The 23,988-nt window shown below is 59.9% G+C and carries 22 protein-coding genes and 1 pseudogene; 8 read left to right on the top strand and 15 right to left on the bottom strand.

Annotated elements, in window-relative coordinates:
• Nucleotides 1–48: 48 nt before the first annotated feature.
• The 6 genes from tauC to DCO47_RS02640 form a co-directional block, all read right to left on the bottom strand.
• A complete protein-coding gene (tauC, locus tag DCO47_RS02615) occupies nucleotides 49–882 on the bottom strand; it encodes a taurine ABC transporter permease TauC (RefSeq protein ID WP_064361595.1) in 834 nt (277 codons plus the stop codon).
• A complete protein-coding gene (tauB, locus tag DCO47_RS02620) occupies nucleotides 879–1,673 on the bottom strand; it encodes a taurine ABC transporter ATP-binding subunit (RefSeq protein ID WP_042608577.1) in 795 nt (264 codons plus the stop codon). The genes tauC and tauB overlap by 4 nt, the downstream gene beginning before the upstream one ends.
• A 16-nt stretch (nucleotides 1,674–1,689) precedes the next feature.
• The gene (gene tauA, locus DCO47_RS02625; RefSeq protein WP_064361594.1) at nucleotides 1,690–2,667 is read right to left on the bottom strand and encodes a taurine ABC transporter substrate-binding protein; all 978 of its coding nucleotides are present in this window, start codon (nucleotides 2,665–2,667) and stop codon (nucleotides 1,690–1,692) included.
• Between the two features lie 274 nt (nucleotides 2,668–2,941).
• On the bottom strand, nucleotides 2,942–4,525 hold the full coding sequence (gene gshA, locus DCO47_RS02630) for a glutamate--cysteine ligase (RefSeq protein ID WP_065615362.1): 1,584 nt from the start codon (nucleotides 4,523–4,525) through the stop codon (nucleotides 2,942–2,944).
• Between the two features lie 270 nt (nucleotides 4,526–4,795).
• Nucleotides 4,796–5,179 carry a PaaI family thioesterase gene (locus tag DCO47_RS02635; protein WP_116657386.1) on the bottom strand — a complete coding sequence of 128 codons (384 nt, stop codon included), beginning with the start codon at nucleotides 5,177–5,179 and terminating at the stop codon, nucleotides 4,796–4,798.
• The gene (locus DCO47_RS02640) at nucleotides 5,179–7,503 is read right to left on the bottom strand and encodes a Tex family protein (protein ID WP_042608580.1); all 2,325 of its coding nucleotides are present in this window, start codon (nucleotides 7,501–7,503) and stop codon (nucleotides 5,179–5,181) included. Before DCO47_RS02640 ends, DCO47_RS02635 begins: the two co-directional genes overlap by 1 nt.
• Nucleotides 7,504–7,861: 358 nt before the next feature.
• Between DCO47_RS02640 and ompR the strand changes: the two genes are divergently transcribed.
• Together ompR and DCO47_RS02650 are read left to right on the top strand one after the other, a co-directional pair.
• A complete protein-coding gene (gene ompR, locus DCO47_RS02645) occupies nucleotides 7,862–8,602 on the top strand; it encodes a two-component system response regulator OmpR (protein WP_042608581.1) in 741 nt (246 codons plus the stop codon).
• Between the two features lie 113 nt (nucleotides 8,603–8,715).
• A complete protein-coding gene (locus DCO47_RS02650; RefSeq protein WP_016770645.1) occupies nucleotides 8,716–10,029 on the top strand; it encodes an ATP-binding protein in 1,314 nt (437 codons plus the stop codon).
• 202 nt (nucleotides 10,030–10,231) lie between these two features.
• Here DCO47_RS02650 and rimK read toward each other — a convergent pair whose 3' ends face one another.
• The 3 genes from rimK to DCO47_RS02665 are packed head-to-tail and all read right to left on the bottom strand — an operon-like array spanning nucleotide 10,232 to nucleotide 12,409.
• The gene (rimK, locus tag DCO47_RS02655; RefSeq protein ID WP_024011184.1) at nucleotides 10,232–11,137 is read right to left on the bottom strand and encodes a 30S ribosomal protein S6--L-glutamate ligase; all 906 of its coding nucleotides are present in this window, start codon (nucleotides 11,135–11,137) and stop codon (nucleotides 10,232–10,234) included.
• Complete coding sequence (locus DCO47_RS02660; RefSeq protein ID WP_172667902.1) at nucleotides 11,134–11,595, bottom strand: ATP-dependent zinc protease; 462 nt, start codon at nucleotides 11,593–11,595, stop codon at nucleotides 11,134–11,136. The genes rimK and DCO47_RS02660 overlap by 4 nt, the downstream gene beginning before the upstream one ends.
• 34 nt (nucleotides 11,596–11,629) lie before the next feature.
• Nucleotides 11,630–12,409, bottom strand: a complete 780-nt coding sequence (locus DCO47_RS02665; protein WP_116657387.1) for an EAL domain-containing protein — start codon at nucleotides 12,407–12,409, stop codon at nucleotides 11,630–11,632.
• A gap of 116 nt (nucleotides 12,410–12,525) precedes the next feature.
• Here DCO47_RS02665 and DCO47_RS02670 point away from each other — a divergent pair, with 116 nt between their 5' ends.
• Complete coding sequence (locus DCO47_RS02670; RefSeq protein WP_042608583.1) at nucleotides 12,526–12,930, top strand: RNA-binding S4 domain-containing protein; 405 nt, start codon at nucleotides 12,526–12,528, stop codon at nucleotides 12,928–12,930.
• A gap of 158 nt (nucleotides 12,931–13,088) precedes the next feature.
• Here DCO47_RS02670 and DCO47_RS02675 read toward each other — a convergent pair whose 3' ends face one another.
• Nucleotides 13,089–13,892, bottom strand: coding sequence for a phosphatase PAP2 family protein (locus DCO47_RS02675; RefSeq protein ID WP_116657388.1), 804 nt, complete (start codon nucleotides 13,890–13,892; stop codon nucleotides 13,089–13,091).
• A 106-nt stretch (nucleotides 13,893–13,998) separates the two neighbouring features.
• Between DCO47_RS02675 and hslO the strand changes: the two genes are divergently transcribed.
• Nucleotides 13,999–14,901, top strand: a complete 903-nt coding sequence (gene hslO / locus DCO47_RS02680) for an Hsp33 family molecular chaperone HslO (RefSeq protein ID WP_042608585.1) — start codon at nucleotides 13,999–14,001, stop codon at nucleotides 14,899–14,901.
• Nucleotides 14,902–15,082: 181 nt separating this feature from the next.
• On the top strand, nucleotides 15,083–16,624 hold the full coding sequence (locus DCO47_RS02685; RefSeq protein WP_016772179.1) for a phosphoenolpyruvate carboxykinase: 1,542 nt from the start codon (nucleotides 15,083–15,085) through the stop codon (nucleotides 16,622–16,624).
• 107 nt (nucleotides 16,625–16,731) lie between these two features.
• On the opposite strand, the gene nadS is transcribed toward DCO47_RS02685, so the two are convergent.
• The 4 genes and pseudogenes from nadS to DCO47_RS02705 all read right to left on the bottom strand — a co-directional run bounded on the left by nadS (nucleotide 16,732) and on the right by DCO47_RS02705 (nucleotide 19,228).
• The gene (nadS, locus tag DCO47_RS02690) at nucleotides 16,732–17,019 is read right to left on the bottom strand and encodes a NadS family protein (protein WP_064363398.1); all 288 of its coding nucleotides are present in this window, start codon (nucleotides 17,017–17,019) and stop codon (nucleotides 16,732–16,734) included.
• Nucleotides 17,020–17,021: 2 nt separating this feature from the next.
• A pseudogene (locus tag DCO47_RS02695) lies at nucleotides 17,022–17,335 on the bottom strand (type II toxin-antitoxin system RelE/ParE family toxin).
• A 105-nt stretch (nucleotides 17,336–17,440) separates the two neighbouring features.
• Nucleotides 17,441–17,740, bottom strand: coding sequence for a hypothetical protein (locus DCO47_RS02700; RefSeq protein ID WP_064363396.1), 300 nt, complete (start codon nucleotides 17,738–17,740; stop codon nucleotides 17,441–17,443).
• 345 nt (nucleotides 17,741–18,085) lie between these two features.
• A complete protein-coding gene (locus DCO47_RS02705) occupies nucleotides 18,086–19,228 on the bottom strand; it encodes a hypothetical protein (RefSeq protein WP_064363395.1) in 1,143 nt (380 codons plus the stop codon).
• Nucleotides 19,229–19,526: 298 nt separating this feature from the next.
• On the opposite strand from DCO47_RS02705, the gene DCO47_RS02710 reads away from it, so the two are divergent.
• The 3 genes from DCO47_RS02710 (at nucleotide 19,527) to DCO47_RS02720 (ending at nucleotide 23,389) form a co-directional block, all read left to right on the top strand.
• Entirely contained in the window at nucleotides 19,527–21,461 is a 1,935-nt protein-coding gene (locus DCO47_RS02710) for an ATP-dependent DNA helicase RecQ (protein ID WP_116657389.1), read from the top strand.
• 124 nt (nucleotides 21,462–21,585) lie between these two features.
• On the top strand, nucleotides 21,586–22,812 hold the full coding sequence (locus DCO47_RS02715) for a 3-hydroxyacyl-CoA dehydrogenase (protein ID WP_116657390.1): 1,227 nt from the start codon (nucleotides 21,586–21,588) through the stop codon (nucleotides 22,810–22,812).
• A gap of 145 nt (nucleotides 22,813–22,957) precedes the next feature.
• Nucleotides 22,958–23,389 (top strand): thioesterase family protein, encoded by a 432-nt coding sequence (locus DCO47_RS02720; protein ID WP_116657391.1) that lies wholly within the window; start codon nucleotides 22,958–22,960, stop codon nucleotides 23,387–23,389.
• Nucleotides 23,390–23,444: 55 nt separating this feature from the next.
• Here the strand turns inward: DCO47_RS02720 and DCO47_RS02725 are convergent, their stop codons facing one another.
• Nucleotides 23,445–23,930, bottom strand: a complete 486-nt coding sequence (locus DCO47_RS02725; RefSeq protein WP_039756448.1) for a glycine zipper domain-containing protein — start codon at nucleotides 23,928–23,930, stop codon at nucleotides 23,445–23,447.
• Nucleotides 23,931–23,988: the final 58 nt, after the last annotated feature.

The following is a 23,988-nucleotide window of genomic DNA, read 5'->3' on the forward strand; positions in this document are numbered from 1 at the left end:
GATCGCAGCCTTCGGCAGCTCCTACACAGGGGATTGATTTGAAATTTGTCAGTGCGCCTGGCCGTGCCACGGCACCAGTTTGCGCTGCAAGGCGCGCAGGCCCATCTCCATGGCGAAGGCGATCAGGGCGATGACCAGAATCCCCAGCACCACCACATCGGTGACCAGAAATTGCGCGGCCGATTGCACCATGAAACCCAGGCCACTGGTGGCCGCGATCAGCTCAGCGGCGACCAGGGTCGACCAGCCAACCCCCAGGCCAATGCGCACGCCAGTGAGAATGTCCGGCAAGGCGCTGGGCAGAATCACATGGCGAATCAGCTGCGCGCGCGTCGCGCCCAACGACTGCGCCGCGCGCAGTTTTGCCGGGTCGACCGTGCGCACACCGGTCGCTGTGGCAATGGCAATCGGCGCAAAAATCGCCAGGTAGATCAGCAGCACTTTCGACAACTCGCCGATGCCGCACCAGATCACGATCAGCGGCAGATAGGCCAGCGGCGGGATAGGGCGATAGAACTCGATCAGCGGATCGAGCACGCCACGGGCGATGCGGTTGGCGCCGATGGCAATGCCCACCGGCACGGCGGTCAGGATGGCAAAACCCAGGCCCAGACCAATGCGGCTCAGGCTGGCGCCCAAGTGCTGCCACAACGTCGAATCCATGTATCCGGAAGTCGCCAGCAGCCAGCCCTTTTGCAACACGGCAGAAGGTGGCGGCAGGAACAGCGGTTCGATCAGGCCGCTAGCGGTCACCGCCCACCAGATTGCCAACAGGCCGAACAGGGTCAGCAGGCTGATCCAGCGCGTGCTGAGGCTACGGCGTACCGGAATGCTCACCGAAGGGGTTTTCACCGCCGCAGCGGAAACGTCGTAACTGCTCATGCGCGCTCCTGCCGGGGTACGGCGCTGCGTTGCGAGAAGACTTTGCTCAGCACGTGTTCGCGGGTTTCGATAAAACGCGGATCGGATTTGATCGCGCGGGCCGACTCGCCAGCGGCGTAGCGCTGACCGAAATCCAGCTGCAGACGCTCAACGATCTGCCCTGGATTGGGTGCCAGCAGAATCAGGTCTGTGGCGAGGAACACCGCTTCTTCAATGTCGTGGGTAATCAGGAAAACCGGTTTGGCGGTGCGCTGCCAGACTTGCAGCAACAGCTCCTGCATCTGCTCGCGAGTAAATGCATCAAGCGCGCCGAAGGGTTCGTCCATCAGCAGCACGCGTGGATCGGCGGCGAGGGCGCGGGCGAGGCCGACGCGTTGTTTCTGGCCCCCGGACAATTGCCAGATGCGCCGGTCTTCGAAACCGGCGAGATCGACCAGTGCGAGCATTTCCCGAGCGCGCTGCTCGCGTTTGTCCCTGCCGACACCGGCCAGTTCGAGGCCGAAGGCAACGTTGGCGAGCACGTCCTGCCAGGGCAGCAAGGCGTCGTCCTGGAACACCACGCCGCGCTCGGCGCTCGGGCCTTTGACCGGCACGCCGTCAAGGGTGATGCGTCCGGCACTTGGTTCGACGAAACCGGCAATCAGGTTCAACAGTGAAGTCTTGCCACTGCCGGACGGGCCAAGGGCGACCAGCAATTGCTGCGGCCCCAGGGTCAGAGAAATATCCGCCAGCACCGGCTCCGGGCTGCCCGGGTACTGTGCGCTGATGCGCTCCAGCTGTAGCAAGGCCATCGCTGTGATCTCCGGTTCAGTTGGTGATGTATTTGGCGCTGACGTACGGCGCGTAGTCCGGCAGCACGGCTTCGACCTTGCCCTGCTCCTTGAGGAACGCGGCGGTGTCGGTGATGGCTTTGGTGGTCGGCGCGCCGAGGTCACTGACCTGATCCGCCGCCAGCGGGTAGACGTTGCCCTGCAGCAGCAACGGAATGTCGCTGGCCTTGGCGCCGGACAGTTTCACCAATTTGTCGACGTTGGACTGATTCGCCAGCCACGCTTTCGGATCCTTGCGGTAGTCGGCGTAGGCGTCGAGGGTGACCTTGGCAAACGCGGTGACGATGTCCGGATGCTTCTCGGCGAAGTCCTTGCGCACGATCCACGCATCGAATGTCGGCGCGCCGAACTTGGCCAGCTCGCCGGAGGTGATCAGCACTTTGCCGTTTTCCTTGGCCACGCCCAGTGCCGGATCCCAAACGTAAGTGGCGTCGATGTCGCCGCGTTTCCACGCGGCGATAATCGCCGGCGGCGCGAGGTTGAGCACGGTGACTTTCGACGGATCGATGTTCCAGTGCTTGAGCGCGGCGAGCAGGCTGTAATGCCCGGTGGACACGAACGGCACGGCGATTTTCTTGCCGATCAGATCCTGCGGCGTTTTGATGCCGGAGCCGTCGCGCGCGACCAGCGCTTCAGCGGCGCCGATCTGCGTGGCAATCAGGAAGGTTTCCACCGGCACTTTGCGGGTGATCGCAGCGGTCAACGGGCTCGAACCGAGGTAGCCGATCTGCACATCCCCGGACGCGATGGCGGCGATGATGTCGGCGCCGTTATCGAACTTGCGCCAGCTGATGTCGGCCTTGGTGGCTTTCTCGTAGGCCCCGTCGGCCTGAGCGACTTTCGCCGGGTCGACGGTGGTCTGGTAGGCAACGGTGAGATCGGCCGCCTGGGCCAGGAAGCTTGCAGCAGCCAGAGAGGCCACGGCGAGCAGGCGAAGCGGGAAATTCAGTTTCAATTGGGAGCTCCAGATCAGGCGACCGAATGTCGGCGTGAACGGAGACTAAATGATCTAAGAATCTAGAAATAAATAACTTTTTCGAATGAGCTTATGAGCGGAAAAATCTAAGCACAGCGGGCGGTTGGCACTTGTGGCGAGGGAGCTTGCTCCCGCTGGAGGCCGAAGGACTCCCAAATCCGTTAACGCATTTCAGCTGATGCGCCGCGTTGGATAATTTGCGACTGCTGCGCAGCCGAGCGGGAGCAAGCTCCCTCGCCACAGAGAAATTTGATCAGTTACTGATGGCGAGGATGCTCGCCTGATACGCGCCGACAAACACATCGAAATCGCCGACTTCGTTCTGCTCAAGCTCGGTCTGCTGCGCCAGCGACGCCCGGGCCAGTTCTTCAAACTTCGCTTGCTCGTCAGCCGCCAGCGGTTCGCGACGGAAGAACTCGGCATGGACCTGGCTCTGGCGCAGGGAGAACTGCGCGAAGCTTTCCTTGTGCTCGGCCATGGCGGCCAGCACCTGCGCCGATGGCGTCAGGGACGGATCGTTGACCTTGGCCAGTTGGGCATCCAGCGCCTTGCTGTGGGCATCGCCGCCGACGCTCTGATCGAGCATCGCCGCCAGTGGAGCAATCTGCTCGAGCAGCTCGGCCGCCCATTGCTTCATCTCGACCGGCTGACCGTCACGTTGCAATTGCAGGCCCGGACGGCGGCCTTCCTTGACCACGCTGAGGAAGTTCGAGGTGGCGTTGCCACACGAAGTGTTGGTCAGCAGCGGGCTGTCGTTCAGCGCGCAGTACAGCAGGAAAGCGTCGATGAAGCGCGATTCGGTGAGGTCGATGCCCATCGGCAGGAACGGGTTGATGTCCAGGCAGCGCACTTCGACGTATTGAATGCCGCGCGCCATCAGCGCCTGGATCGGCCGTTCGCCGGTGTAGGTCACGCGTTTCGGGCGGATGTTGGAGTAGTACTCGTTTTCGATCTGCAGGATGTTGGTGTTGAGCTGCACCCACTCGCCATCCTTGTGCGTGCCCACTTCAACGTACGGCGCGTAAGGCGTGGCCACCGCTTCGCGCAGGCTGTCGGTGTAACTGGCCAGATCGTTGTAGCAGGGCGTCAGGCCGGCCTGGGCGTTGCTCTGATAACCGAGATCGCTCATGCGCAGGCTGGTCGCGTACGGCAGATACAGCGTGTCCGGATCAAGCTGTTCGAGTTGATGCGAACGCCCGCGCAGGAAACCGGCATCCAGTGCCGGCGATGCGCCGAACAGGTACATCAGCAGCCAGCTGTAGCGGCGGAAGTTGCGAATCAGGGCGATATAGGACACCGACTGGAAATCGCGATCAGTGCCGACGAAGCCTTCGGCCTCGCGCAGCAATGGCCAGAGCTGTTCTGGCAGGGAAAAGTTGTAGTGAATCCCGGCGATGCACTGCATGGTCTTGCCGTAGCGCAGGGCCAGACCCTTGCGATAGACGTACTTGAGCTGACCGATGTTGGAGGTGCCGTAATAGGCGATCGGGATGTCTTCCTCGGCCGGCAACGGGCACGGCATCGATGGACTCCACAGGTACTCGTTGCCGAGCTTGCTGTAGGCAAAGCGGTGAATCTTGTCCAGGCTCGCCAGCGTGTCGGCAGGATCCGGCAGGGCAGGCGTGATGAATTCCAGCAGCGACTCGGAGTAGTCGGTGGTGATCTGTTCGTTGGTCAGCGCGGAACCCAGGGCTTCGGGGTGCGGCGTTTGCGCCAGGCGACCTTCACTGGTCACACGCAGGCATTCACGTTCGATACCGTGCAGGCACTGCTTGAGCAGAGAGAGGTTGGCGCGCTCGCCGAGCAGAGCCAGGCGGCGGTTGAGAAGTTCGCTCAATTTGGATTCCTTCACGCGTCAGTCGCCCCAATATGGGGGTGGGCAGGACGGTCTACAAGGGTGAAGTTGAAACTGGCGTGATCGCCTGGTTTTGTAGCGGCAGGCCATTTGCCGGTCAGTCAAGAACTGCACAATCCCTGTGGGAGCGAGCCTGCTCGCGAAGAGGGTTTTGCAGTCAATATCACCGTCGACTGACATACCGTCTTCGCGAGCAGGCTCGCTCCCACAGGATTCGTTGCGCCGAAATTAACTCAAAATGATGAGCAACATCTACAGGACAGCGAAGGTGCCTTGCGCTTTTGCGACCAGCTTGTCGCCTTGCATCACCTCGGCTTCGACCACCAGCGTGCGCCGGCCCGGGTGGATCACCCGGGCCGTGCACAGCACCTCGCCGTCGGAAACGGCGCGGATGTAGTTGATCTTGCACTCGATGGTTGCGCTCTGCTGATCGAAGCCATGGCTGCTGGAACAAGCCAGGCCCATGGCGATGTCGACCAGACTGAACAGCGCGCCGCCGTGCAGTTTGCCGCCGCGATTGCGCAGCTCGTGCTCAAGCGCCAGGGCGACTTGCGCGACCCCGGTTTCGAGGCTGTGCAGGCGACAGCCCAACAGCTTGAAAAACGCGCTCTCGACGAGCCCGGCCGGCATTTCCATCAGCGTTTCTTCAACTGCTTGGCGTTGGCGAACAGCGAGGCCATCGCGTTGTTCACCGGCGCGGCGGTCGCGGTTTCCTTGCGCGGCGCGTTGCCGGAGGACTGGCGCGGTGCCGAGCCCGGACGCGAGCCACGGGCGCCGTCGATTTTTTCGCCCGGGGTGTCGCTCATGCGCATCGACAGGCCGACGCGTTTGCGCGGGATATCGACTTCCATGACTTTCACTTTCACCACGTCACCGGCCTTGACCGCTTCGCGTGGGTCCTTGATGAACTTCTCCGACAGCGCCGAGATGTGCACCAAACCGTCCTGATGTACGCCGATGTCGACGAATGCACCGAACGCGGTAACGTTGGTTACCACGCCTTCGAGGATCATCCCCAGTTGCAGGTCCTTGAGGTCTTCGACGCCTTCCTGGAACTCGGCGGTCTTGAACTCCGGACGCGGATCGCGACCGGGTTTTTCCAGTTCTTGCAGGATGTCGGTAACGGTCGGCAGACCGAAGGTTTCGTCGGTGAATTTCTTCGGATCCAGACGCTTGAGGAACGCGGCATCGCCGATCAGCGAGCGAATATCACGGTCGGTTTGCGCGGCAATACGCTGCACCAGCGGATAGGCTTCCGGGTGCACCGCCGAAGAATCCAGCGGATTGTCGCCGTTCATCACGCGCAAGAAACCGGCGGCCTGTTCGAAGGTTTTTTCGCCCAGTCGCGCCACTTTCTTCAGCGCCGCACGGGTCTTGAATGCGCCGTGTTCGTCACGGTGAGCAACGATGTTCTGCGCCAGCGTCGCATTGAGGCCGGAGATCCGCGCCAGCAGTGCCACGGAGGCGGTGTTCACATCCACGCCCACGGCGTTCACGCAGTCCTCGACCACCGCGTCAAGACCACGCGCCAGTTTCAGCTGCGAGACATCGTGCTGGTACTGGCCGACACCGATGGATTTCGGGTCGATTTTCACCAGCTCGGCGAGCGGGTCCTGCAGACGACGGGCGATCGACACGGCACCACGGATCGACACGTCGAGGTCCGGGAATTCCTTGGCCGCCAGTTCCGATGCGGAGTACACCGAGGCGCCGGCTTCGGACACCATGACCTTGGTCATCTTCATCGCTGGATATTTTTTGATCAGCTCGATCGCCAGCTTGTCGGTCTCACGGCTGGCGGTGCCGTTGCCGATGGCGATCAGGTCCACCGAGTGCTTGGCGCATAGCGCGGCGAGGATGGCGATGGTCTGATCCCATTTGTTGTGGGGCACGTGCGGGTACACCGTGGCGTGATCGAGCAGCTTGCCGGTGGAGTCGACTACAGCAACCTTGCAGCCGGTGCGCAGACCCGGGTCGAGGCCCAGGGTGGCGCGCGGGCCGGCCGGAGCGGCCAGCAGCAGGTCGTGCAGGTTGTGCGCGAAAACGTTGATCGCTTCGGTTTCGGCGCCGTCGCGCAACTCACCGAGCAGGTCGGTTTCCAGGTGGGTGTAGAGCTTGACCTTCCAGGTCCAGCGCACTACTTCGCTCAGCCATTTGTCCGCCGGGCGGTTCTGGTTCTGAATGCCGAACTGCTGGGCGATCATGCCTTCGCACGGGTGCATGGTGCCGGGCAGCTCATCGCCGACTTTCAGCGCGGAGCTGAGAATGCCTTCGTTGCGACCGCGGAAAATCGCCAGGGCGCGGTGCGACGGCATGCTTTTCAGCGGCTCGTCGTGTTCGAAGTAATCACGGAACTTGGCGCCTTCCTCTTCCTTGCCAGCGATGACGCGGGCACTGAGGATCGCTTCCTGCTTGAGGAAATTACGTAGTTTTTCCAGCAGGGCGGCGTCTTCGGCGAAACGCTCCATGAGGATGTACTTGGCGCCTTCCAGCGCAGCCTTGACGTCGGCCACGCCTTTTTCGGCGTCGACGAAGCGCGCGGCTTCGGTTTCCGGCGCCAGGTTCGGGTCGTTGAACAGGCCGTCGGCCAGTTCGCCGAGGCCGGCTTCAAGGGCGATCTGGCCTTTGGTGCGGCGCTTCTGCTTGTACGGCAGGTACAGGTCCTCGAGGCGCGTCTTGGTGTCGGCGAGCTTGATGTCACGCTCGAGGGCCGGGGTGAGTTTGCCTTGCTCTTCGATGCTGGCGAGGATGCTGATGCGCCGTTCGTCGAGTTCTCGCAGGTAGCGCAGGCGCTCTTCCAGATGACGCAACTGGGTGTCATCGAGGCTGCCGGTCACTTCTTTTCGGTAACGGGCGATGAAGGGAACGGTAGAACCTTCATCGAGTAGCGCGACGGCCGCTTCGACCTGTTGTGGGCGTACGCCGAGTTCCTCGGCGATGCGGCTGTTGATGCTGTCCATAAAACCACCTGACATAGTGTGAAAGCAGGCTCACAGGCACGCTGATAAAGGCCTGGAGGCTGATTGAGCGGCTGGAAAATGGCCGCTGCCTGGATCAAGAGGCTGTCCATTGACCCGTGAAATCGAACAGTTGCTGCACAGGGCCGGAAAAAATACCGGCCACTTACGGTAACGATTCAGACGTTGCCTGGCGCAAAACGCCGCGCATTATAACCAGCGTTCTGTCATTCGGGGGCGTTGCAGGCTGTAGGCATAAACCCCGGTTTTCTGGCAGTGAAGGAAAAATCTGCTAACAATGCACACGGTGCGTATAACGGCAGCTACGCCATAATGCGCGCCGAGCTAAAAGGAGCATCCAATGAGCAGCACTGCACAAACGGCTGAAGGCGAAAAAATTCTTATCGTTGATGACGATCCGGGGCTGAGCAGCCTGCTGGAGCGTTTCTTCGTCAGCAAGGGCTACCGTGCCCGTACCGTTCCGAACACCGAGCAGATGGATCGTCTGCTGGCGCGTGAAGTGTTCAATCTGGTCGTCCTCGACCTGATGCTGCCGGGCGAAGACGGCCTGACCGCGTGCCGCCGCCTGCGTGGCGCGAACAACCAGATTCCGATCATCATGCTCACCGCCAAGGGCGATGAGCTGAGCCGTATCAAGGGCCTCGAACTGGGCGCCGACGATTACCTGGCCAAGCCGTTCAACCCGGACGAGCTGATGGCGCGGGTCAAAGCGGTATTGCGCCGTCAGGCCGCACCGGTACCGGGCGCGCCGGGCAGTGAAGACGAAAACGTCACCTTCGGTGATTACGTGTTGTCACTGGCCACCCGCGAACTCAAGCGGGGCGATGAAGTGCACATGCTCACCACCGGTGAATTCGCTGTGCTCAAGGCGCTGGTGATGAACGCGCGTCAGCCGCTGACCCGCGACAAACTGATGAACCTCGCCCGTGGCCGGGAATGGGATGCACTGGAGCGTTCCATCGACGTGCAGATCTCGCGTCTGCGCCGGATGATCGAACCCGATGCGTCGAAACCGCGCTATATCCAGACCGTCTGGGGCGTGGGCTACGTGTTCGTACCGGATGGCACCGCCACCAAGTGATCGGTGATTTGTAGGAGCGGGTCTGCCGGTATTGGTCGCACGGCCATTGCCACAGACTCGCAATCCGCAATATGCGAGCATTGCTCGCTCCTGCAAGTGTGTAGCGGTTAAAGATGAAAACCCCCGTCTGGTTCCCCCAAAGCTTTTTCTCTCGCACCCTTTGGCTGGTGCTTATCGTCGTGCTGTTTTCCAAGGCGCTGACCCTGGTTTATCTGTTGATGAACGAGGACGTGCTGGTGGATCGCCAATACAGTCACGGTGTCGCTCTGACGCTGCGCGCCTATTGGGCCGCCGATGAAGAAAACCGCGCAAAAATTGCCGATGCCGCGACCCTGATTCGTGTGGTCGGTGCCGGTGTGCCGGAAGGCGAACAGCACTGGCCGTACAGCGAAATCTATCAGCGGCAGATGCAGGCGGAACTGGGTGCCGACACCGAAGTGCGTTTGCGCATGCATTCGCCGCCAGCGTTGTGGGTTCGCGCGCCGAGCCTGGGCGATGGCTGGCTGAAAGTACCGTTGTATCCACATCCGCTGCGCGGTCAGAAAATCTGGAACGTGCTCGGCTGGTTCCTTGCCATCGGCCTCTTGTCCACTGCATCGGCATGGATTTTCGTCAGCCAGCTCAACCAGCCGTTGAAGCGACTCGTCTATGCCGCGCGGCAACTTGGCCAGGGCCGCAGCGTACGCCTGCCGATCAGCGATACGCCCAGCGAAATGACCGAGGTCTACCGCGCGTTCAACCAGATGGCCGAAGACGTCGAACAGGCCGGGCGCGAACGTGAGCTGATGCTGGCGGGGGTGTCCCATGACTTGCGCACGCCGCTGACACGCTTGCGCCTGTCGCTGGAATTGATGGGCGACCACACCGACCTCACCGACGACATGGTCCGCGACATCGAGGACATGGACGCGATTCTCGACCAGTTCCTCGCGTTCATTCGCGACGGTCGCGACGAATCGGTGGAAGAAGTCGACCTCAGTGATCTGGTGCGTGAAGTCGCCGCGCCGTATAACCAGAACGAAGAAAAAGTGCGTTTGCGTCTGGAACCGATCCAGCCATTCCCGCTGCGTCGCGTGTCGATGAAACGCCTGCTCAACAACCTGATCGGCAACGCCTTGAACCATGCCGGCACCGGCGTGGAAGTGGCGGCCTATGTGTCGGGAGATACCAGCGCGCCGTACGTAGTCCTGAGTGTGATGGACCGTGGCGCGGGGATCGATCCGTCGGAGCTTGAGGCGATCTTCAACCCGTTCACCCGAGGCGATCGGGCGCGGGGGGGCAAGGGCACCGGATTGGGATTGGCGATCGTCAAGCGCATTGCGGCGATGCATGGCGGCAATGTCGAATTGCGCAACCGGTCCGGAGGTGGGCTTGAGGCGCGGGTGAGATTGCCGCTGGGATTGATGTTGCCCCGGGATGCTGTGTAGATCAAAAGCCCCTCACCCCCAGCCCTCTCCCAGAGGGAGAGGGGGCCGACCGAAGTGTCTGACGTCATGCATCGACCTGCAAAATTCGGTCGAGTATGGATTCAGTGTTGCTCGTTCAAGTCGGCGTAGTTCTCCGATATCCCCCAATCGGTCCCCTCTCCCTATGGGAGAGGGTTAGGGTGAGGGGCTCTTGCTCTTCGCTTTAGCCCTTGCCCTTGGTCCGGGTCATATTCGGCCCGCCATTCTTTTCCAGGTGTTCGATGATGATCCCGGCCACGTTCTTGCCGGTGGTAGTCTCGATCCCTTCCAGTCCCGGCGACGAATTCACTTCCATCACCAGCGGCCCGTGATTGGAACGCAGGATATCCACGCCCGCCACCGCCAGACCCATCACCTTGGCGGCGCGTAACGCGGTCATGCGTTCTTCCGGGGTGATCTTGATCAGGCTGGCGCTGCCGCCGCGATGCAGATTGGAACGGAACTCGCCCGGTTTGGCCTGGCGCTTCATCGCGGCGATCACCTTGTCGCCGACCACGAAGCAGCGGATATCCGCGCCGCCGGCTTCCTTGATGTATTCCTGGACCATGATGTTCTGCTTCAGGCCCATGAACGCTTCGATCACCGACTCTGCCGCTGTTGCGGTTTCGCACAGCACCACGCCGATGCCCTGAGTGCCTTCGAGCACCTTGATCACCAGCGGTGCGCCGTTGACCATGGCGATCAGGTCGGGAATATCGTCTGGCGAGTGGGCAAAACCGGTGACCGGCAAACCGATCCCGCGTCGCGACAGCAGCTGCAACGAACGCAATTTATCCCGGGAGCGAGCAATGGCCACCGACTCGTTGAGCGGGAACACGCCCATCATTTCGAACTGACGCAACACCGCGCAGCCGTAGAACGTTACCGACGCGCCGATCCGCGGGATCACCGCATCAAAACCTTCCAGCGGTTTGCCGCGGTAGTGGATCTGCGGCTTGTGGCTGGCAATGTTCATGTAGGCGCGCAAGGTGTCGATCACCACCATTTCATGCCCGCGCTCGATTCCGGCTTCGACCAGACGGCGGGTGGAATACAGACGCGGATTACGCGACAGCACAGCGATCTTCATGCAACACCTGTGGAAGAGGTAGATACCGGGAACACCGGCTTGTCTTGTACATATTTGATGCCCGGATTGACCACCAACTGGCCATCGATCAGGGCTTTGGAGCCGAGCAACAGGCGATAACGCATGGACTTGCGGCAGGCCAGGGTGAATTCCACCGGCCAGACCCGATCACCCAGGGCCAGCGTGGTGCTGATCACGTAGCGCACCTGCGCATGGCCATTGGAGCTTTTGATGGTTTTGCGCGTGACCAGCGGGGCTTCGCAGCGCCGGTGCCGCAATTGCACCACCGTGCCCAGATGCGCGGTGAAGCGCACCCATTTCTCGCCGTCGCGCTCGAACGGTTCGATATCGGTGGCGTGCAGGCTGGAAGTGCTGGCGCCGGTGTCGATTTTCGCGCGCAGACCGGCGACTCCCAGGCCCGGGAGCGCCACCCACTCGCGCAGACCAACAACGGTCAAATGATCAAATGTCTTCAAAGAAAAAAACCAAGAGTTAACGCTTCCAGGCCTCGTCTGGCACCCGGGGCAACGCTTTGAACGCAGGTTTGGCGAACCAGTAGCCCTGCATCAGAAATATTCCACAGTCTGCGAGGAAATCCCGTTCCCCGATGCTCTCGATGCCCTCGGCGATGACTGTAACGTTCAACTCCGCACACATTGTGACAATCCCCCGCACGATCACCTGACGGACACGGTCTTGATCGACATCGCGGATCAGCGCCATGTCGAGTTTGATCAGGTCCGGTTGGAAATCAGCCAGCAGATTGAGCCCCGAATAGCCGGCACCGAAATCGTCGATGGCGGTCTTGAAGCCGAATTCGCGGTATTCACGCAGAATATTGGTCAAATGGCGATAATTATCTACGTGCTCGATTTCCAGGGTTTCGAAAATCAGCCGGTCGATCGGAAAGTTGTGTTTTCGTGCGGCCTCCAGCGTGCTGCGAATGCACAGCTCTGGACGGTAGACGGCGTTGGGCAAAAAGTTGATCGACAAGTGTGTCTGCATATTAAGACTGGCCGCACCTTCGATGGCGCGGGTCCGGCAGAGCTGGTCGAAACGGTAGCGGTTGTCTTCTGTAACCTGATTTAACACGGACAGTGCGCCTTCTCCTGCCACGCCTCGCACCAGTGCTTCGTGGGCAAACACGGACTGATCGCGCAGGTCGACGATCGGCTGGAAGGCGAAGGCAAAATCGAAGTCCAGCGGCTCGCTTTGCTGGCAGCCCTGGCAACCGCCCTTGGGCGAGGTCAATGAAGTCGGGAATTTTGTCACTCGGTCACTCCAGGCCGGTCATGCGGCGAAGATCACAGTCTATCTGGTGGGCCGAGTTCTTGCGCCCGACAGAAACGGTAGTACAGTTCCGACTACTGGCTGAACGAGGAATTCATATGGCGCAGAAACAGGAGGAGGACGACAAGGTCCGTCTCGATAAATGGCTATGGGCGGCGCGCTTCTACAAGACTCGTGCCCTGGCCAAAGCAGCGATCGAAAGTGGCAAGGTGCATTGTCGCGGCGAACGCTGCAAACCGGGCAAGGAACCACGCATAGGCGATGAGTTCGAGATTCGCACCGGCTTCGAAGTGCGCACCGTGAGGGTCGAGGCCTTGTCGATCGTGCGTCGGGGCGCACCCGAGGCGCAGACCTTGTACGCCGAGACCGAGGCGAGTATCGCCAAGCGTGAAGCGGCTGCGGCAATGCGCAAGGCAGGGTCGTTGGGCGTGAGCACCGATGGCAAGCCGAGCAAGAAGCAGCGGCGCGATCTGTTCAAGTTTCGCGGTAGCAGCAACGAATGACGTGAGTTGAACACTATTGTGGCGAGGGAGCTTGCTCCCGCTGGCGGCCGAAGGACGCCCTGTACCGTCGAGCAGTGCGCCTCAAGCGACAAATGCACCGACCGGTATGGCGACTGCTGCGCAACCGAGCGGGAGCAAGCTCCCTCGCCACAGGTTCATCAGCGTGCGGCAGACACCACACTCATCCGCGACACTAGCGGCAACTTGCCCAGCAGCGCGAAAACCGGCGCGGTCAGCTTCAACCAGAAGTTCGACGCGTGCCAGGCAAAGGGCGTGTAGTAACCCCAGCCCAACGCCCAGACCGCCAGCAGCACGCCACCGATGTAATCGTCCTGGCCCCAGTGCGCGCCAGCCACCAGGCGCGGCAACATGAACAGCACTGCCAGACCCCAGATCGTGAAAAACTGGCCGACGGTGCGGCTGAACACGCCCATGAACAACGCCCAGATCAACAGCACCGAGGCATGATCACCCGGGAAACTCTGGCCCGAACGATCCTTCAGCTCCCAGGTTTTTTCCAGATGCGGAAAGTAATCGCTGATGTGCACGGCGCCCTCGATCACCATCGACGGGCTGCTGTGCTGCCAGCCCATGTGATCGGCGAATTTGGAAAACAGCGCGCGAATCACCACCATCAACAGCAGGATCGAGAAAAAACCGAAGAATGCGCGGCGCACGTCGATTGCCCTGAAGACCCAGTCGCCCTTGATCAGCAGCGTCAGCAGAATCAGGCCAACGACAATGTCGAACGGACGCAGACTTGCAATTGCCCAGATGTGGAGCCATATCGGGTTGCTGGCCAGCGGTGCATTCAGCGAGCGGAACAGCCACTCGTCGAAAATCACACACAGCATCTGACCGGTAGGCCATAACCAGAAAGCCAGTAGCGCCAACGGCACTACGTTACACAGAACCAGCCGGCCGAGGTTCCACCTTGATTGGAACAAACCCGGATTGTTCATAAAATGCCTCCCATGGCGAAAAGCGCCGGCACCAAAAAAAGTGCCAGCAAGCGCAAATTTTCACGTTTTGTAACCATTTTGTCATCACATTCAGATACCCAGACCTATGACCGACCTAGCGGATACCGATTTCACTCAACGCTTCATCTTCGATGACAGCGACACTCGCGGCGAACTGGTAGCGCTGGAGCGCAGCTACGCCGAAGTCCTCGCCAAGCACCCGTACCCGGAGCCAGTCGCGCAGTTGCTCGGCGAACTGATGGCGGCCGCGTCGTTGCTGGTCGGCACGCTGAAGTTCGATGGCTTGCTGATCTTGCAGGCGCGTTCGGAAGGGCCGATTCCGCTGCTGATGATCGAGTGCTCCAGCGAGCGCGAAATCCGTGGCCTGGCGCGCTATGACGCCGAGCAGATCGCGGCGGACGCCACCCTCAGCGACCTGATGCCGAACGGCGTTCTCGCCCTGACTGTCGATCCGACTGTGGGCCAGCGCTATCAGGGCATTGTCGATCTCGACGGCGAAACCCTCTCCGATTGCTTCACCAATTATTTCGTCATGTCGCAGCAAGTCGGCACGCGCTTCAAGCTGTTCGCCGACGGTCGTCGTGCCCGTGGCCTGCTGCTGCAGCAATTGCCCGCCGATCGCTTGAAAGACGAAGAAGAACGGGCCGCCAGCTGGCAGCACCTCACCGCACTGGCCAGCACTTTGAGCGCCGATGAGCTGCTCAGCCTGGACAATGAAACCGTGCTGCATCGCCTGTACCACGAAGAGCAGGTGCGCCTGTTCGATGTGCAGCATCTGCGCTTCAGTTGCAGCTGCTCGCGGGAACGCTCTGGCAATGCGCTGGTCAGTCTTGGGCTGGAAGATGCGCTGGCGCTGGCAGCCGAGCAGGGCGGCAAAGTCGAGATCGATTGCCAGTTCTGCAATCAGCAGTACCTGTTCGACGCGGCCGATATCGCTCAATTGTTCGCTGGCGCGGGCGTCGATACGCCGTCAGATACCCGTCACTAAAACGGTTCAGCGCAGGTAAATTCACTGCGTAATGACGGAATATCGCCGTTACGACGGGAGGACCCTACTCTTTTTGGGCTTTTCTGGCATAATCCGGCCCACTTTTTTCGCGGTAGTAGTGCACGACTTTCTACTACAAAACGTTTGGAGCACACTCGGCCACTGGCCGACGGGGAACCTCATGACGCAAGCCAATAACGCCGTGTACACCGATCTGAGTGTTGATGATCTGGTAAAAGAAGCCCTGAATCGCGGTGAAGGCGAGCTTGCCGATACCGGCGCTCTGGTTGTTCGCACCGGTCACCGCACCGGCCGTTCGCCAGTCGACCGTTTCATCGTTGAAGAGCCTTCCACCCAGGCCGCTATCGCCTGGGGCCCGATCAACCGCAAGTTCCCGGCCGACAAGTTCGATGCCCTGTGGGCTCGCGTCGAGGCCTTCAACAATGCGCAAGAGCACTTCGTTTCCCACGTGCATGTAGGCGCGGCGGAAGATCACTACCTGGCCGTGAAAATGACCACGCAGACTGCCTGGCAGAACCTGTTCGGTCGTTGCCTGTTCATCAACCCGGCCCAGTACAACCCGGCTGGCCGCGAAGAATGGCAAGTGCTCAACGTCGCCAACTTCGAGTGCGTGCCTGAGCGTGACGGCACCAACTCCGACGGCTGCGTGATCATCAACTTCGCGCAGAAAAAAGTGCTGATCGCCGGCATGCGTTACGCCGGTGAGATGAAGAAAGCGATGTTCTCGGTGCAGAACTTCCTGCTGCCGGCCGCTGACGTGCTGCCAATGCACTGCGCTGCCAACATCGGCGAAGACGGCGACGTGACCCTGTTCTTCGGTCTGTCGGGCACTGGTAAAACCACTCTGTCGGCCGACGAAAGCCGTTACCTGATCGGTGACGACGAACACGGCTGGGGCGAAGGCGTGGTGTTCAACATCGAAGGCGGTTGCTATGCCAAGTGCATCGACCTCTCCGAGAAGAACGAGCCGGTCATCTGGAAAGCCATCAAGCACGGCGCGGTGCTGGAAAACGTCGTCATCGACGATGCCAAGCACGCCGACTACGCCGATGTCAGCCTGACCCAGAACAGCCGAGCGGCGTATCCGCTGGAGCACGTTGCCAAGCGTTCCGAGAAGAACCTGGGTGGCGAGCCAAACGCGGTGATCTTCCTGACCTGCGACCTGACCGGCGTACTGCCGCCAGTGTCGATCCTCAACGAAGAACAAGCGGCCTACCACTTCCTGTCCGGCTACACCGCACTGGTGGGCTCGACTGAAATGGGTTCGGGCAGCGGCATCAAGTCGACCTTCTCGACCTGCTTCGGCGCACCGTTCTTCCCGCGTCCGGCTGGTGAATACGCCGAGTTGCTGATCAAGCGCATCCGCGGCTTCGGCTCCAAGGTCTACCTGGTCAACACCGGCTGGACCGGCGGTGGCTACGGCGTCGGCCAACGCTTCAACATCCCGACCACCCGCGCAGTGATCGCCGCGATCCAGAGCGGCGCGCTGATCGGTGCAGCCACCGAACACCTCGACACCATCAACCTCGACGTGCCACTGGCCGTACCGGGCGTCGACACCAACCTGCTCAACCCACGCAACACCTGGGCTGACAAGGCGGCGTACGACGAGGCAGCGAAGGCACTGGCCGGTCTGTTCATCGAGAACTTCAAGAAATTCGAAGTGAGCGACGCGATCAAGGCTGCTGGGCCGAAGTTGTAAGTAGTGGTTTGCAGTGAATAAAAAACCGCCCTTTGGGGCGGTTTTTTATTTCCGATCTGAAATGTAGCTTGGTTGGACTCAAAGACTTGGCTTGCCCTGGCTATCTGTCAATCAGCCAGTGCACTCAGCACATGGACAGGATCGTTATGAATGGCCTTGAGTAGTGCTTTGGCCGGCCCAGTCGGCTGACGACGACCTTGCTCCCAATTGCGTAACGTCCCGAGCTGGACATCAATCAAGGCTGCGAACTTTGCCTGCGTCATTCCCGTCGCTTTGCGAATCTGTTTAACCTGTAATGCATCCACATGAAATTCGCGGGAAGGTTTTTTTTCACCCCGAAGAATCTCATCCATTTCCTGCACGCTTTCCATCAGCTCATCAAAAAATTTGCTCATGGTTACCTCCAGTTTCCAATCATGGCCTTCAGTGCTTTCCGTTCGTCATGAGTAAGATCCTGCTGCTCATTTTTTGAGTAAATCATCAAGAACGCGATCTGTGATGCTGAAACGAAGTGGTAGTAGATAACCCGTGCTCCACCTCGTTTACCGTGGCCTTTGGAGGCGACTCGTGCTTTACGCACCCCCCGGTCCCTTCGATTACATCGCCAATGGAAGGGTCTGCGACCAGCTGCTTTTGAAAGGTGGCGTAGGCATCGTCGTCCAGTAACTCTCTTACTCGGCGGGTAAAGACTGAAGTCTCAATAAAAATCATGGTCAATGTACGCCAGTGACTTACTTTCAGGCAATGCTGAAGTGTTGATGAGGATGATTGGTGCTTGATCGCCGACAGGGATCGGCGGTGATAAGGCTGCTCGGCTTAGGCCGGCGCTTTCCAGTTGAGCATTTGTGTCTGTGCGACTTGCAGCAGGTCGCAGCCGTCCTGGGTCAGCAGGTACAGGGCGTGGGTGATGTGGGGGATGTCTTCGACGTCGGCTTGTTTGAAGCTCAGGCAGTACAGGGTTTGCAGAAGGTCGCTGGAGGCGCGCAGGCGCTGGACGGCGCACTCGAGGATGTCCTGCGGGTTGGCTTGTGTGTCGATGATCAGCGGTTTGCTGTCGGTGAGGTTTGATTCGAGTGGGCGGTAGCGATCGGTGGTGTATTGACTGCGTGCTTTCATTTTTCGACCCTCAGATGCTGCAAATGAAGCCGCCACATCGTGACCAAGCGACAGGAGGCGACTGTGTTCGGGTTGGTCAACCGGTGAGGATCGTGCACATACCCGGCACACCCGAGGGTGTCCCAAACACAGTCACCATAAACTGCAGGCAAATGAGTGCCCGCAGCATACAGTGCATGCGTATACACGAACCAATCGGGTGACCAAGCCCGAGTCGCTGAACACACAGCGACACCCACGACTATAGGTTCGCACCACCAACTCGCGATAGCCGACAAGGCATCACGTGAAGTAGGAACGGGACGAACTCTTTGCCGGACGTTGCTATCGATTCTTCAACGTTTTTCAACGCAGATGCTGGTAACCGGAAATATCCAGCAGGCTCGTGGTCAGTCCGGTTGCCGGCCGGTAGATCGTGCCTTTGACTGCCGAGAACGGCACGCCTTTGCTGCCCAGCGAGACATAGCGCTCGCCTTTGTCCAGCTCGGTGAAATAGGTGTAGGACTGGCTGTGCATCTTCTTGTAGCGAGCTTCGTCGCTGACGATGGCGCCGGTGAATCGGAGCAGGTCGGCATTGCTCAGGTTGAGGGTCTTGCTCAGTGGGACGCCCCAGCGTTTGAGGCAGGTTTCGGCGAAATGGCGAACGATGCGGCCGGGCTCGATCAGGGCGTTGAGGTCGCTGCCGCTGGTGGGGTCGCCCCCAAGGGCTGTAGCGTTGCCAGCGAGGGTGGCGTGGCGACCGGCCATTGGGTAGATCGAGGTCCTGGTACCCGTGGCTGTTTGTGGAATCACGCAACTGAAGCCTTTCGAGCGCTCGTCGCGGGCATAGAAAGCGATGTATTCCTTGACGTTGGACTGAAGTTTCACCCGGTTTTCCTGAAAGTTGCCGATACCCGGAACTGGATCAATCGCAAATATATTCACCGGAATATGTTTGAGGGCAGCGTCCTTGAACATGGCATTGGCCAACATGTGGCAACTGATCCCCCCACGGCTCCAGCCGACCATATTGACTCGGGTGGGAATGATGCTGTCCTTGCGGAAAGTCTTGATGATCTGTTCCTGTAATTTCTGCTGCGTGATACTCCGCTCGCCATAGTTGTATTGGCGCCACAACCAGGAGCCTTCCACTTTCACATCTTCAATAGGAATGCCTGCGGCTTTCAGACGGTTATATTCTGCCTCGGTAAGTTGTTTACGCTGCCAGTCGCATTTGCCTTTGATGACATTTATGGCGTGTTGCACGTTTTCGTCCCAGCCTTTACCGAACAGGGTTCCAGACAGGCCGTATTCGGAGGTCTTGGTGAACAGGTCATCGGCTTGCAGATTGCCGCTGCCAGGGCCGTCGACGACGATCCAATCGGCAAATTCGCGTCCGCCGTGGTGTGCAGCAAGCGTAGAAACGATTTCGCCATCCCAGAAGCTTTTATGTTTGTCATCAAACTTGTTGGAACCGGTACCGCAGAAAAAAATGGTTAACGTTGTCATGTTGTTGCTCTCGTTTGTTTTAAGAGCAAGTAAATTAGTTTGAGTGGGTTCGCTTGATAAAGTGCTTGGTTGTTTCGATTCTTGTAGATTCGAATAAATCTGTTTTTTGTTTTTTCTGTAATGAAAGTTTTATTGAGCGGAATCGTTAGTTGTCCGGATACTTTATCTACCTGACGATCCCTCGTGTACGCTTGATACCCTGTATCATTCCGTATCGATTTGCCCCCAACCTTTTCTCGACTCGCTGCGATCGTCCGCTAGGCTTTGGGCATGGCAGCAGTCAAAGGAGTGACAGCGAATGCACAACACCCTGGAACAGGTTTTTGGTTATCCACAGTTTCGACCCGGTCAGGAGGCCGCCATCAGCGCGGTGCTGGCGGGGCGCTCGGCGGCGGCGATCTTTCCCACCGGCTCCGGCAAATCGCTTTGCTACCAACTGCCGGCCCTGCTGCTACCGCATCTGACCTTGGTGGTCTCGCCGCTGCTGGCGTTGATGCAGGATCAACTGGCGTTTCTCAAGCGTCACGGCATCTCGGCAGGCAGTATCGATTCGGCGCAGAGCCGCGAGGATGCCAACGACGTCATGGCCCGTGCGCGTTCGGGCGAGCTGAAAATTCTGATGATTTCCGTCGAGCGCCTGAAAAACGAGCGCTTCCGCAATTTTCTGCAACAGGTGCCGATCTCGTTGCTGGTGGTCGATGAAGCACACTGCATTTCCGAGTGGGGCCACAACTTTCGTCCCGACTACCTGAAACTGCCGGACTACCAGCGCCAGTTCAACATCCCCCAGGCCCTGCTGCTTACCGCTACGGCCACACCGAAAGTCATCGCCGACATGCAGACCAAGTTCGCCATTGCCCCGGCAGATGTGGTGACCACTGGTTTTTACCGACCCAACCTCAACCTGCTCGTTGAGCCTGTGCGCGGCCACGACAAGCGCCGGCGGCTGGTGGAATGGATGGCCGAGCGCCCCGGGCAACCGAGCATTGTCTACGTCACGTTGCAGAAGACCGCCGAGCACATTGCCGAGCATCTCGAGCGCAACGGTATCCAGGCCGAGGCTTACCACGCAGGTTTGCCCCACGATCAGCGTGAGGACATTCAACGCCGCTTCATGGCCGGGCAGTCCAATTGCATCGTCGCCACCATTGCCTTCGGCATGGGCATCGACAAGAGCGACATTCGCAACGTCGTGCATTTCGATCTGCCCAAATCCATCGAAAACTACAGCCAGGAAATCGGTCGTGCCGGCCGTGACGGTCAGCCCTCTGACTGCCTGGTGCTGGCCAATCGCGACAGCCTCAATGTGCTGGAGAACTTCGTTTACGGCGACACACCCGAGCGCGATGGCATTCGTTATGTACTCGATGAACTGAAAGCTTCGGTGCCTGAGGGGCAGTGGGAGTTTCTGCTCGGGCCATTGGCGGATCAGAGCAATATTCGCTCGTTGCCACTGAAGACGTTGCTGGTGCAGCTGGAACTGCGCGGTCTGATTGCTCCGCGTTACGCCTATTACGCCGAGTATCGCTTCAAATATTTGCTCGAGCCGGAGGCACTGCTCAAGCGTTTTGAAGGCGAGCGCAGGGATTTCGTGGCGGCGATCATCAGAACGTCCGCGAGAGCACGCACTTGGGCCACGGTAGATTTCGAGGCGATGTACTCGCAGTATTCCGCCGAGCGCAATCGCGTGGTGACAGCGCTGGATTACTTCCAGGAAAGAGGCTGGGTCGAGCTTGAGAGCAAGCAGATGACCGAGGTTTACAGCCTGCTGCACAGTGATTTTGCCAGCGATGCCCTGAGCGCTGAGCTGCACGAGTATTTCACCCGCCACGAACAGACTGAGGTGGCGCGGATTCACGCCATGCTCGAGGTGTTCGCCACCGAGCGCTGCCTGGGTTATCGCCTGGCCGAATATTTCGGTGATCACAATGCCCCCGAGCGTTGTGGCCATTGTTCGGTGTGTCACGGCCATGTCGCCCGGTTGCCCGAGCCGCCAGCGTTGCCGCCGCTTGTGGATAAAAAATTCGCAGAATTGTGTGGTGAATTTATCCACAGGCATGAGCAGCACACTGGGCGCATTCCGTCGGCCGAACGCCTGACGCGATTCCTCTGCGGTATCAGCGTACCTTTGTTCACCAGGCTCAAGGCGCGCGCGATTCCAGGATTCGCAGCGCTGGAGGAGTATCCCTACGCTGAAGTCCGGGAATGGGCAGACAATCACTTGCTCGATTAGGCAGAGGATCTGTGGGCGCTGCATCCATCCGCTGAATGTCGATCATCACGCTAATAGACTTCAAAAAGCGTCGTGGCCTGACTAAGGTTGGAATCTGTCTTCGGGCCACTCACAAGAGAACAACATGAGCCAGACATCCTTCGAAATCCAGCAGGCTGCGGTGATCGGCGCAGGCACCATGGGCCGTGGCATTGTCATGTGCCTGGCCAATGCCGGCGTGAGCGTGCAGTGGGTGGATAACAATCCACAGATGCTCGAGCAGGCGCTGATGGCGGTCGCCGAAACTTATGCACACAACGTGCGTCAGGGCCGCATCGATCAGGCCGAAGCGGATACCCGTATCGCTCGCGTCTCTGCGGCGGCGGATTACGCGACGATCCGCAATGTCGACCTGGTGATCGAAGCGGTGTACGAAAACCTCGAGCTCAAGCAGAAGATCTTTCGTGAGCTGGATGGCCTGCTCAAGCCTGAGGCTCTGCTGGCGAGCAACACCTCGGCGCTGGACATCGACGCCATTGCCGCTGCGACCCGGCGCCCGGCACAGGTGCTGGGCCTGCACTTCTTCAGCCCGGCGCACATCATGAAACTGCTGGAAATCGTACGCGGCGCGCAAACGTCGCCGGCGGCACTCGAAGCCGCCTTGGCCCTCGGCAAGCGTATGGGCAAGGTCAGCGTGGTGTCGGGCAACTGCCACGGTTTTATCGGCAATCGCATGCTGCATCCGTATGTACTCGAAGCGCGCAAGATGCTTCTCGAAGGCGCTTATCCACAGCAGGTGGACTCCGCGCTGCAAGGTTTCGGCTTCGCCATGGGGCCGTTTCGCATGTACGACGTGGTCGGTATCGACCTGGAGTGGCGTGCTCGGGAGCTCGCTGGCAAGGGCCAGGATGCGCCGGAGGTCCAGATCGATAACCGCCTGTGCGAAATGGGCCGGTTCGGGCAGAAGTCCGGTAATGGTTATTACCACTACGAGCCGGGCAGTAGGCAGGCCGAGCAGGATCCCGAGGTCGAGGCACTGGTGCTGCGGGTCAGTGAAGAGCTGGGTTTCCAGCGTCGCGACATCGGTCCTGAAGAAATCCTTGAGCGCTGTTTGCTGGCGCTGGTCAATGAAGGCGCGAAGATCCTGCAGGAGGGCATTGCCGGCTCGGCCCATGACATCGATCTGGTGTACTTGAATGGCTATGGTTTTCCAGCGGAGAAGGGTGGGCCGATGGCCTGGGCGGATCAACAGGGGCTGGCGGATATCCATCAGCGCCTGCTGGCGCTGGAGACGCGCCAGGGCGATCAGTGGAAGCCGGCGCGGCTGATTGGCGAGCTGGCGGCGCAGGGGAAGGGGTTTGCTGATCGCTGAACAATGCTGTGATTGATACATCGCCTTCGCGAGCAGGCTCGCTCCCACAGGTTCGCGCCTTTCAATATTGGAGCGAGCCTGCTCGCGAAGGTGCTGCCACGGTTTGAATTAGACTCGCCGAAAAATCCGAAGGAATCCCTGCTCAATGTCCAGCCCGACCCCGCAACGCTCCGACTACCCCCACTTTCAGCCCATCACCACACGCTGGCACGACAACGATGCCTACGGTCACGTCAACAATGTCACCTACTACAGCTTCTTCGACACGGCGGTGAACACTTATCTGGTTCAGGTCGGCGGCCTGGATATTCATGACGGCGAAGTAGTGGGATTCGTGGTCAGTTCGGCGTGCGATTACTTTGCCTCGATCGCTTTCCCCGATCTGATCGAGATCGGACTGCGGGTCGGCAAGCTGGGCAACAGTTCGGTGCAGTACGAGCTGGCGGTGTTCAAGGTCGGCGAAAGCGAGGCGCGTGCGGCGGGGCGGTTTGTGCATGTGTTTGTCGATCGGGCGAGCAATCAGCCGGTGCCGATTCCTGCAGGTCTGCGCGGGGCGCTGGAACGGTTGGTCATCTGATCGCGCAAAAAAAATCGCAGCCCAAGGGGCTGCGATTTTCGTTCAAGCTTTCGCCTCAATGGTGGCGATAGTACTTGTGATGCTTGCGGTGGCCGTAAGCGTGGCCGCGACCCGGGTGACCACGGTCGCGGTAGTAGCGACGGTCATCATGGCGACGGTCGTAACGACGATCATCGTCGTCGCTCTTGTTGCCCATGTAGTTACCCAGCGCGCCGCCCGCGCCGCCACCTGCGGCAGAGCCGATCAGGCTGCCGGTGGTGCCGCCAAGACTGCGGCCAACCACGTTACCGCCGGCTGCACCCAGTGCACCGCCGATGGCCGCTTCGCCACGGCTGCGCTTGTCTGCGCCGACCGCACTACCACCCGCGCCGCCCAGGGCTGCGCCGATGGTGGAACCTGTATTGCCGCCTAACGATTGACCGACGACCGAGCCAAGAACCCCGCCCAATGCGCCGCCCACACCTGCTTCGGTGGTGCCTCCGGCAGAAGCGAAGCCACTGACCAGGCCAAGGGACAACAAGAGAATCGAGGAGAACTTCATAGAGGATGAGCCTCAAAGGGATGACGGCGCCGATCCTGAGGCTCTGCATTGGGCGTGA

It is taken from the genome of Pseudomonas sp. NDM, assembly GCF_003105095.1.
GTDB classification, from domain to species: Bacteria; Pseudomonadota; Gammaproteobacteria; order Pseudomonadales; family Pseudomonadaceae; genus Aquipseudomonas; species Aquipseudomonas moraviensis_A.

Coding starts and splice junctions, on each gene's coding strand:
- tauC (WP_064361595.1), bottom strand. CDS start 882: ATGAGCAGTTACGACGTTTCCGCTGCGGCGGTGAAAACCCCTTCGGTG.
- tauB (WP_042608577.1), bottom strand. CDS start 1,673: ATGGCCTTGCTACAGCTGGAGCGCATCAGCGCACAGTACCCGGGCAGC.
- DCO47_RS02635 (WP_116657386.1), bottom strand. CDS start 5,179: ATGGAAATGCCGGCCGGGCTCGTCGAGAGCGCGTTTTTCAAGCTGTTG.
- DCO47_RS02640 (WP_042608580.1), bottom strand. CDS start 7,503: ATGGACAGCATCAACAGCCGCATCGCCGAGGAACTCGGCGTACGCCCA.
- ompR (WP_042608581.1), top strand. CDS start 7,862: ATGAGCAGCACTGCACAAACGGCTGAAGGCGAAAAAATTCTTATCGTT.
- DCO47_RS02650 (WP_016770645.1), top strand. CDS start 8,716: ATGAAAACCCCCGTCTGGTTCCCCCAAAGCTTTTTCTCTCGCACCCTT.
- rimK (WP_024011184.1), bottom strand. CDS start 11,137: ATGAAGATCGCTGTGCTGTCGCGTAATCCGCGTCTGTATTCCACCCGC.
- DCO47_RS02670 (WP_042608583.1), top strand. CDS start 12,526: ATGGCGCAGAAACAGGAGGAGGACGACAAGGTCCGTCTCGATAAATGG.
- DCO47_RS02675 (WP_116657388.1), bottom strand. CDS start 13,892: ATGAACAATCCGGGTTTGTTCCAATCAAGGTGGAACCTCGGCCGGCTG.
- hslO (WP_042608585.1), top strand. CDS start 13,999: ATGACCGACCTAGCGGATACCGATTTCACTCAACGCTTCATCTTCGAT.
- DCO47_RS02685 (WP_016772179.1), top strand. CDS start 15,083: ATGACGCAAGCCAATAACGCCGTGTACACCGATCTGAGTGTTGATGAT.
- nadS (WP_064363398.1), bottom strand. CDS start 17,019: ATGAGCAAATTTTTTGATGAGCTGATGGAAAGCGTGCAGGAAATGGAT.
- DCO47_RS02700 (WP_064363396.1), bottom strand. CDS start 17,740: ATGAAAGCACGCAGTCAATACACCACCGATCGCTACCGCCCACTCGAA.
- DCO47_RS02705 (WP_064363395.1), bottom strand. CDS start 19,228: ATGACAACGTTAACCATTTTTTTCTGCGGTACCGGTTCCAACAAGTTT.
- DCO47_RS02710 (WP_116657389.1), top strand. CDS start 19,527: ATGCACAACACCCTGGAACAGGTTTTTGGTTATCCACAGTTTCGACCC.
- DCO47_RS02715 (WP_116657390.1), top strand. CDS start 21,586: ATGAGCCAGACATCCTTCGAAATCCAGCAGGCTGCGGTGATCGGCGCA.
- DCO47_RS02720 (WP_116657391.1), top strand. CDS start 22,958: ATGTCCAGCCCGACCCCGCAACGCTCCGACTACCCCCACTTTCAGCCC.
- DCO47_RS02725 (WP_039756448.1), bottom strand. CDS start 23,930: ATGAAGTTCTCCTCGATTCTCTTGTTGTCCCTTGGCCTGGTCAGTGGC.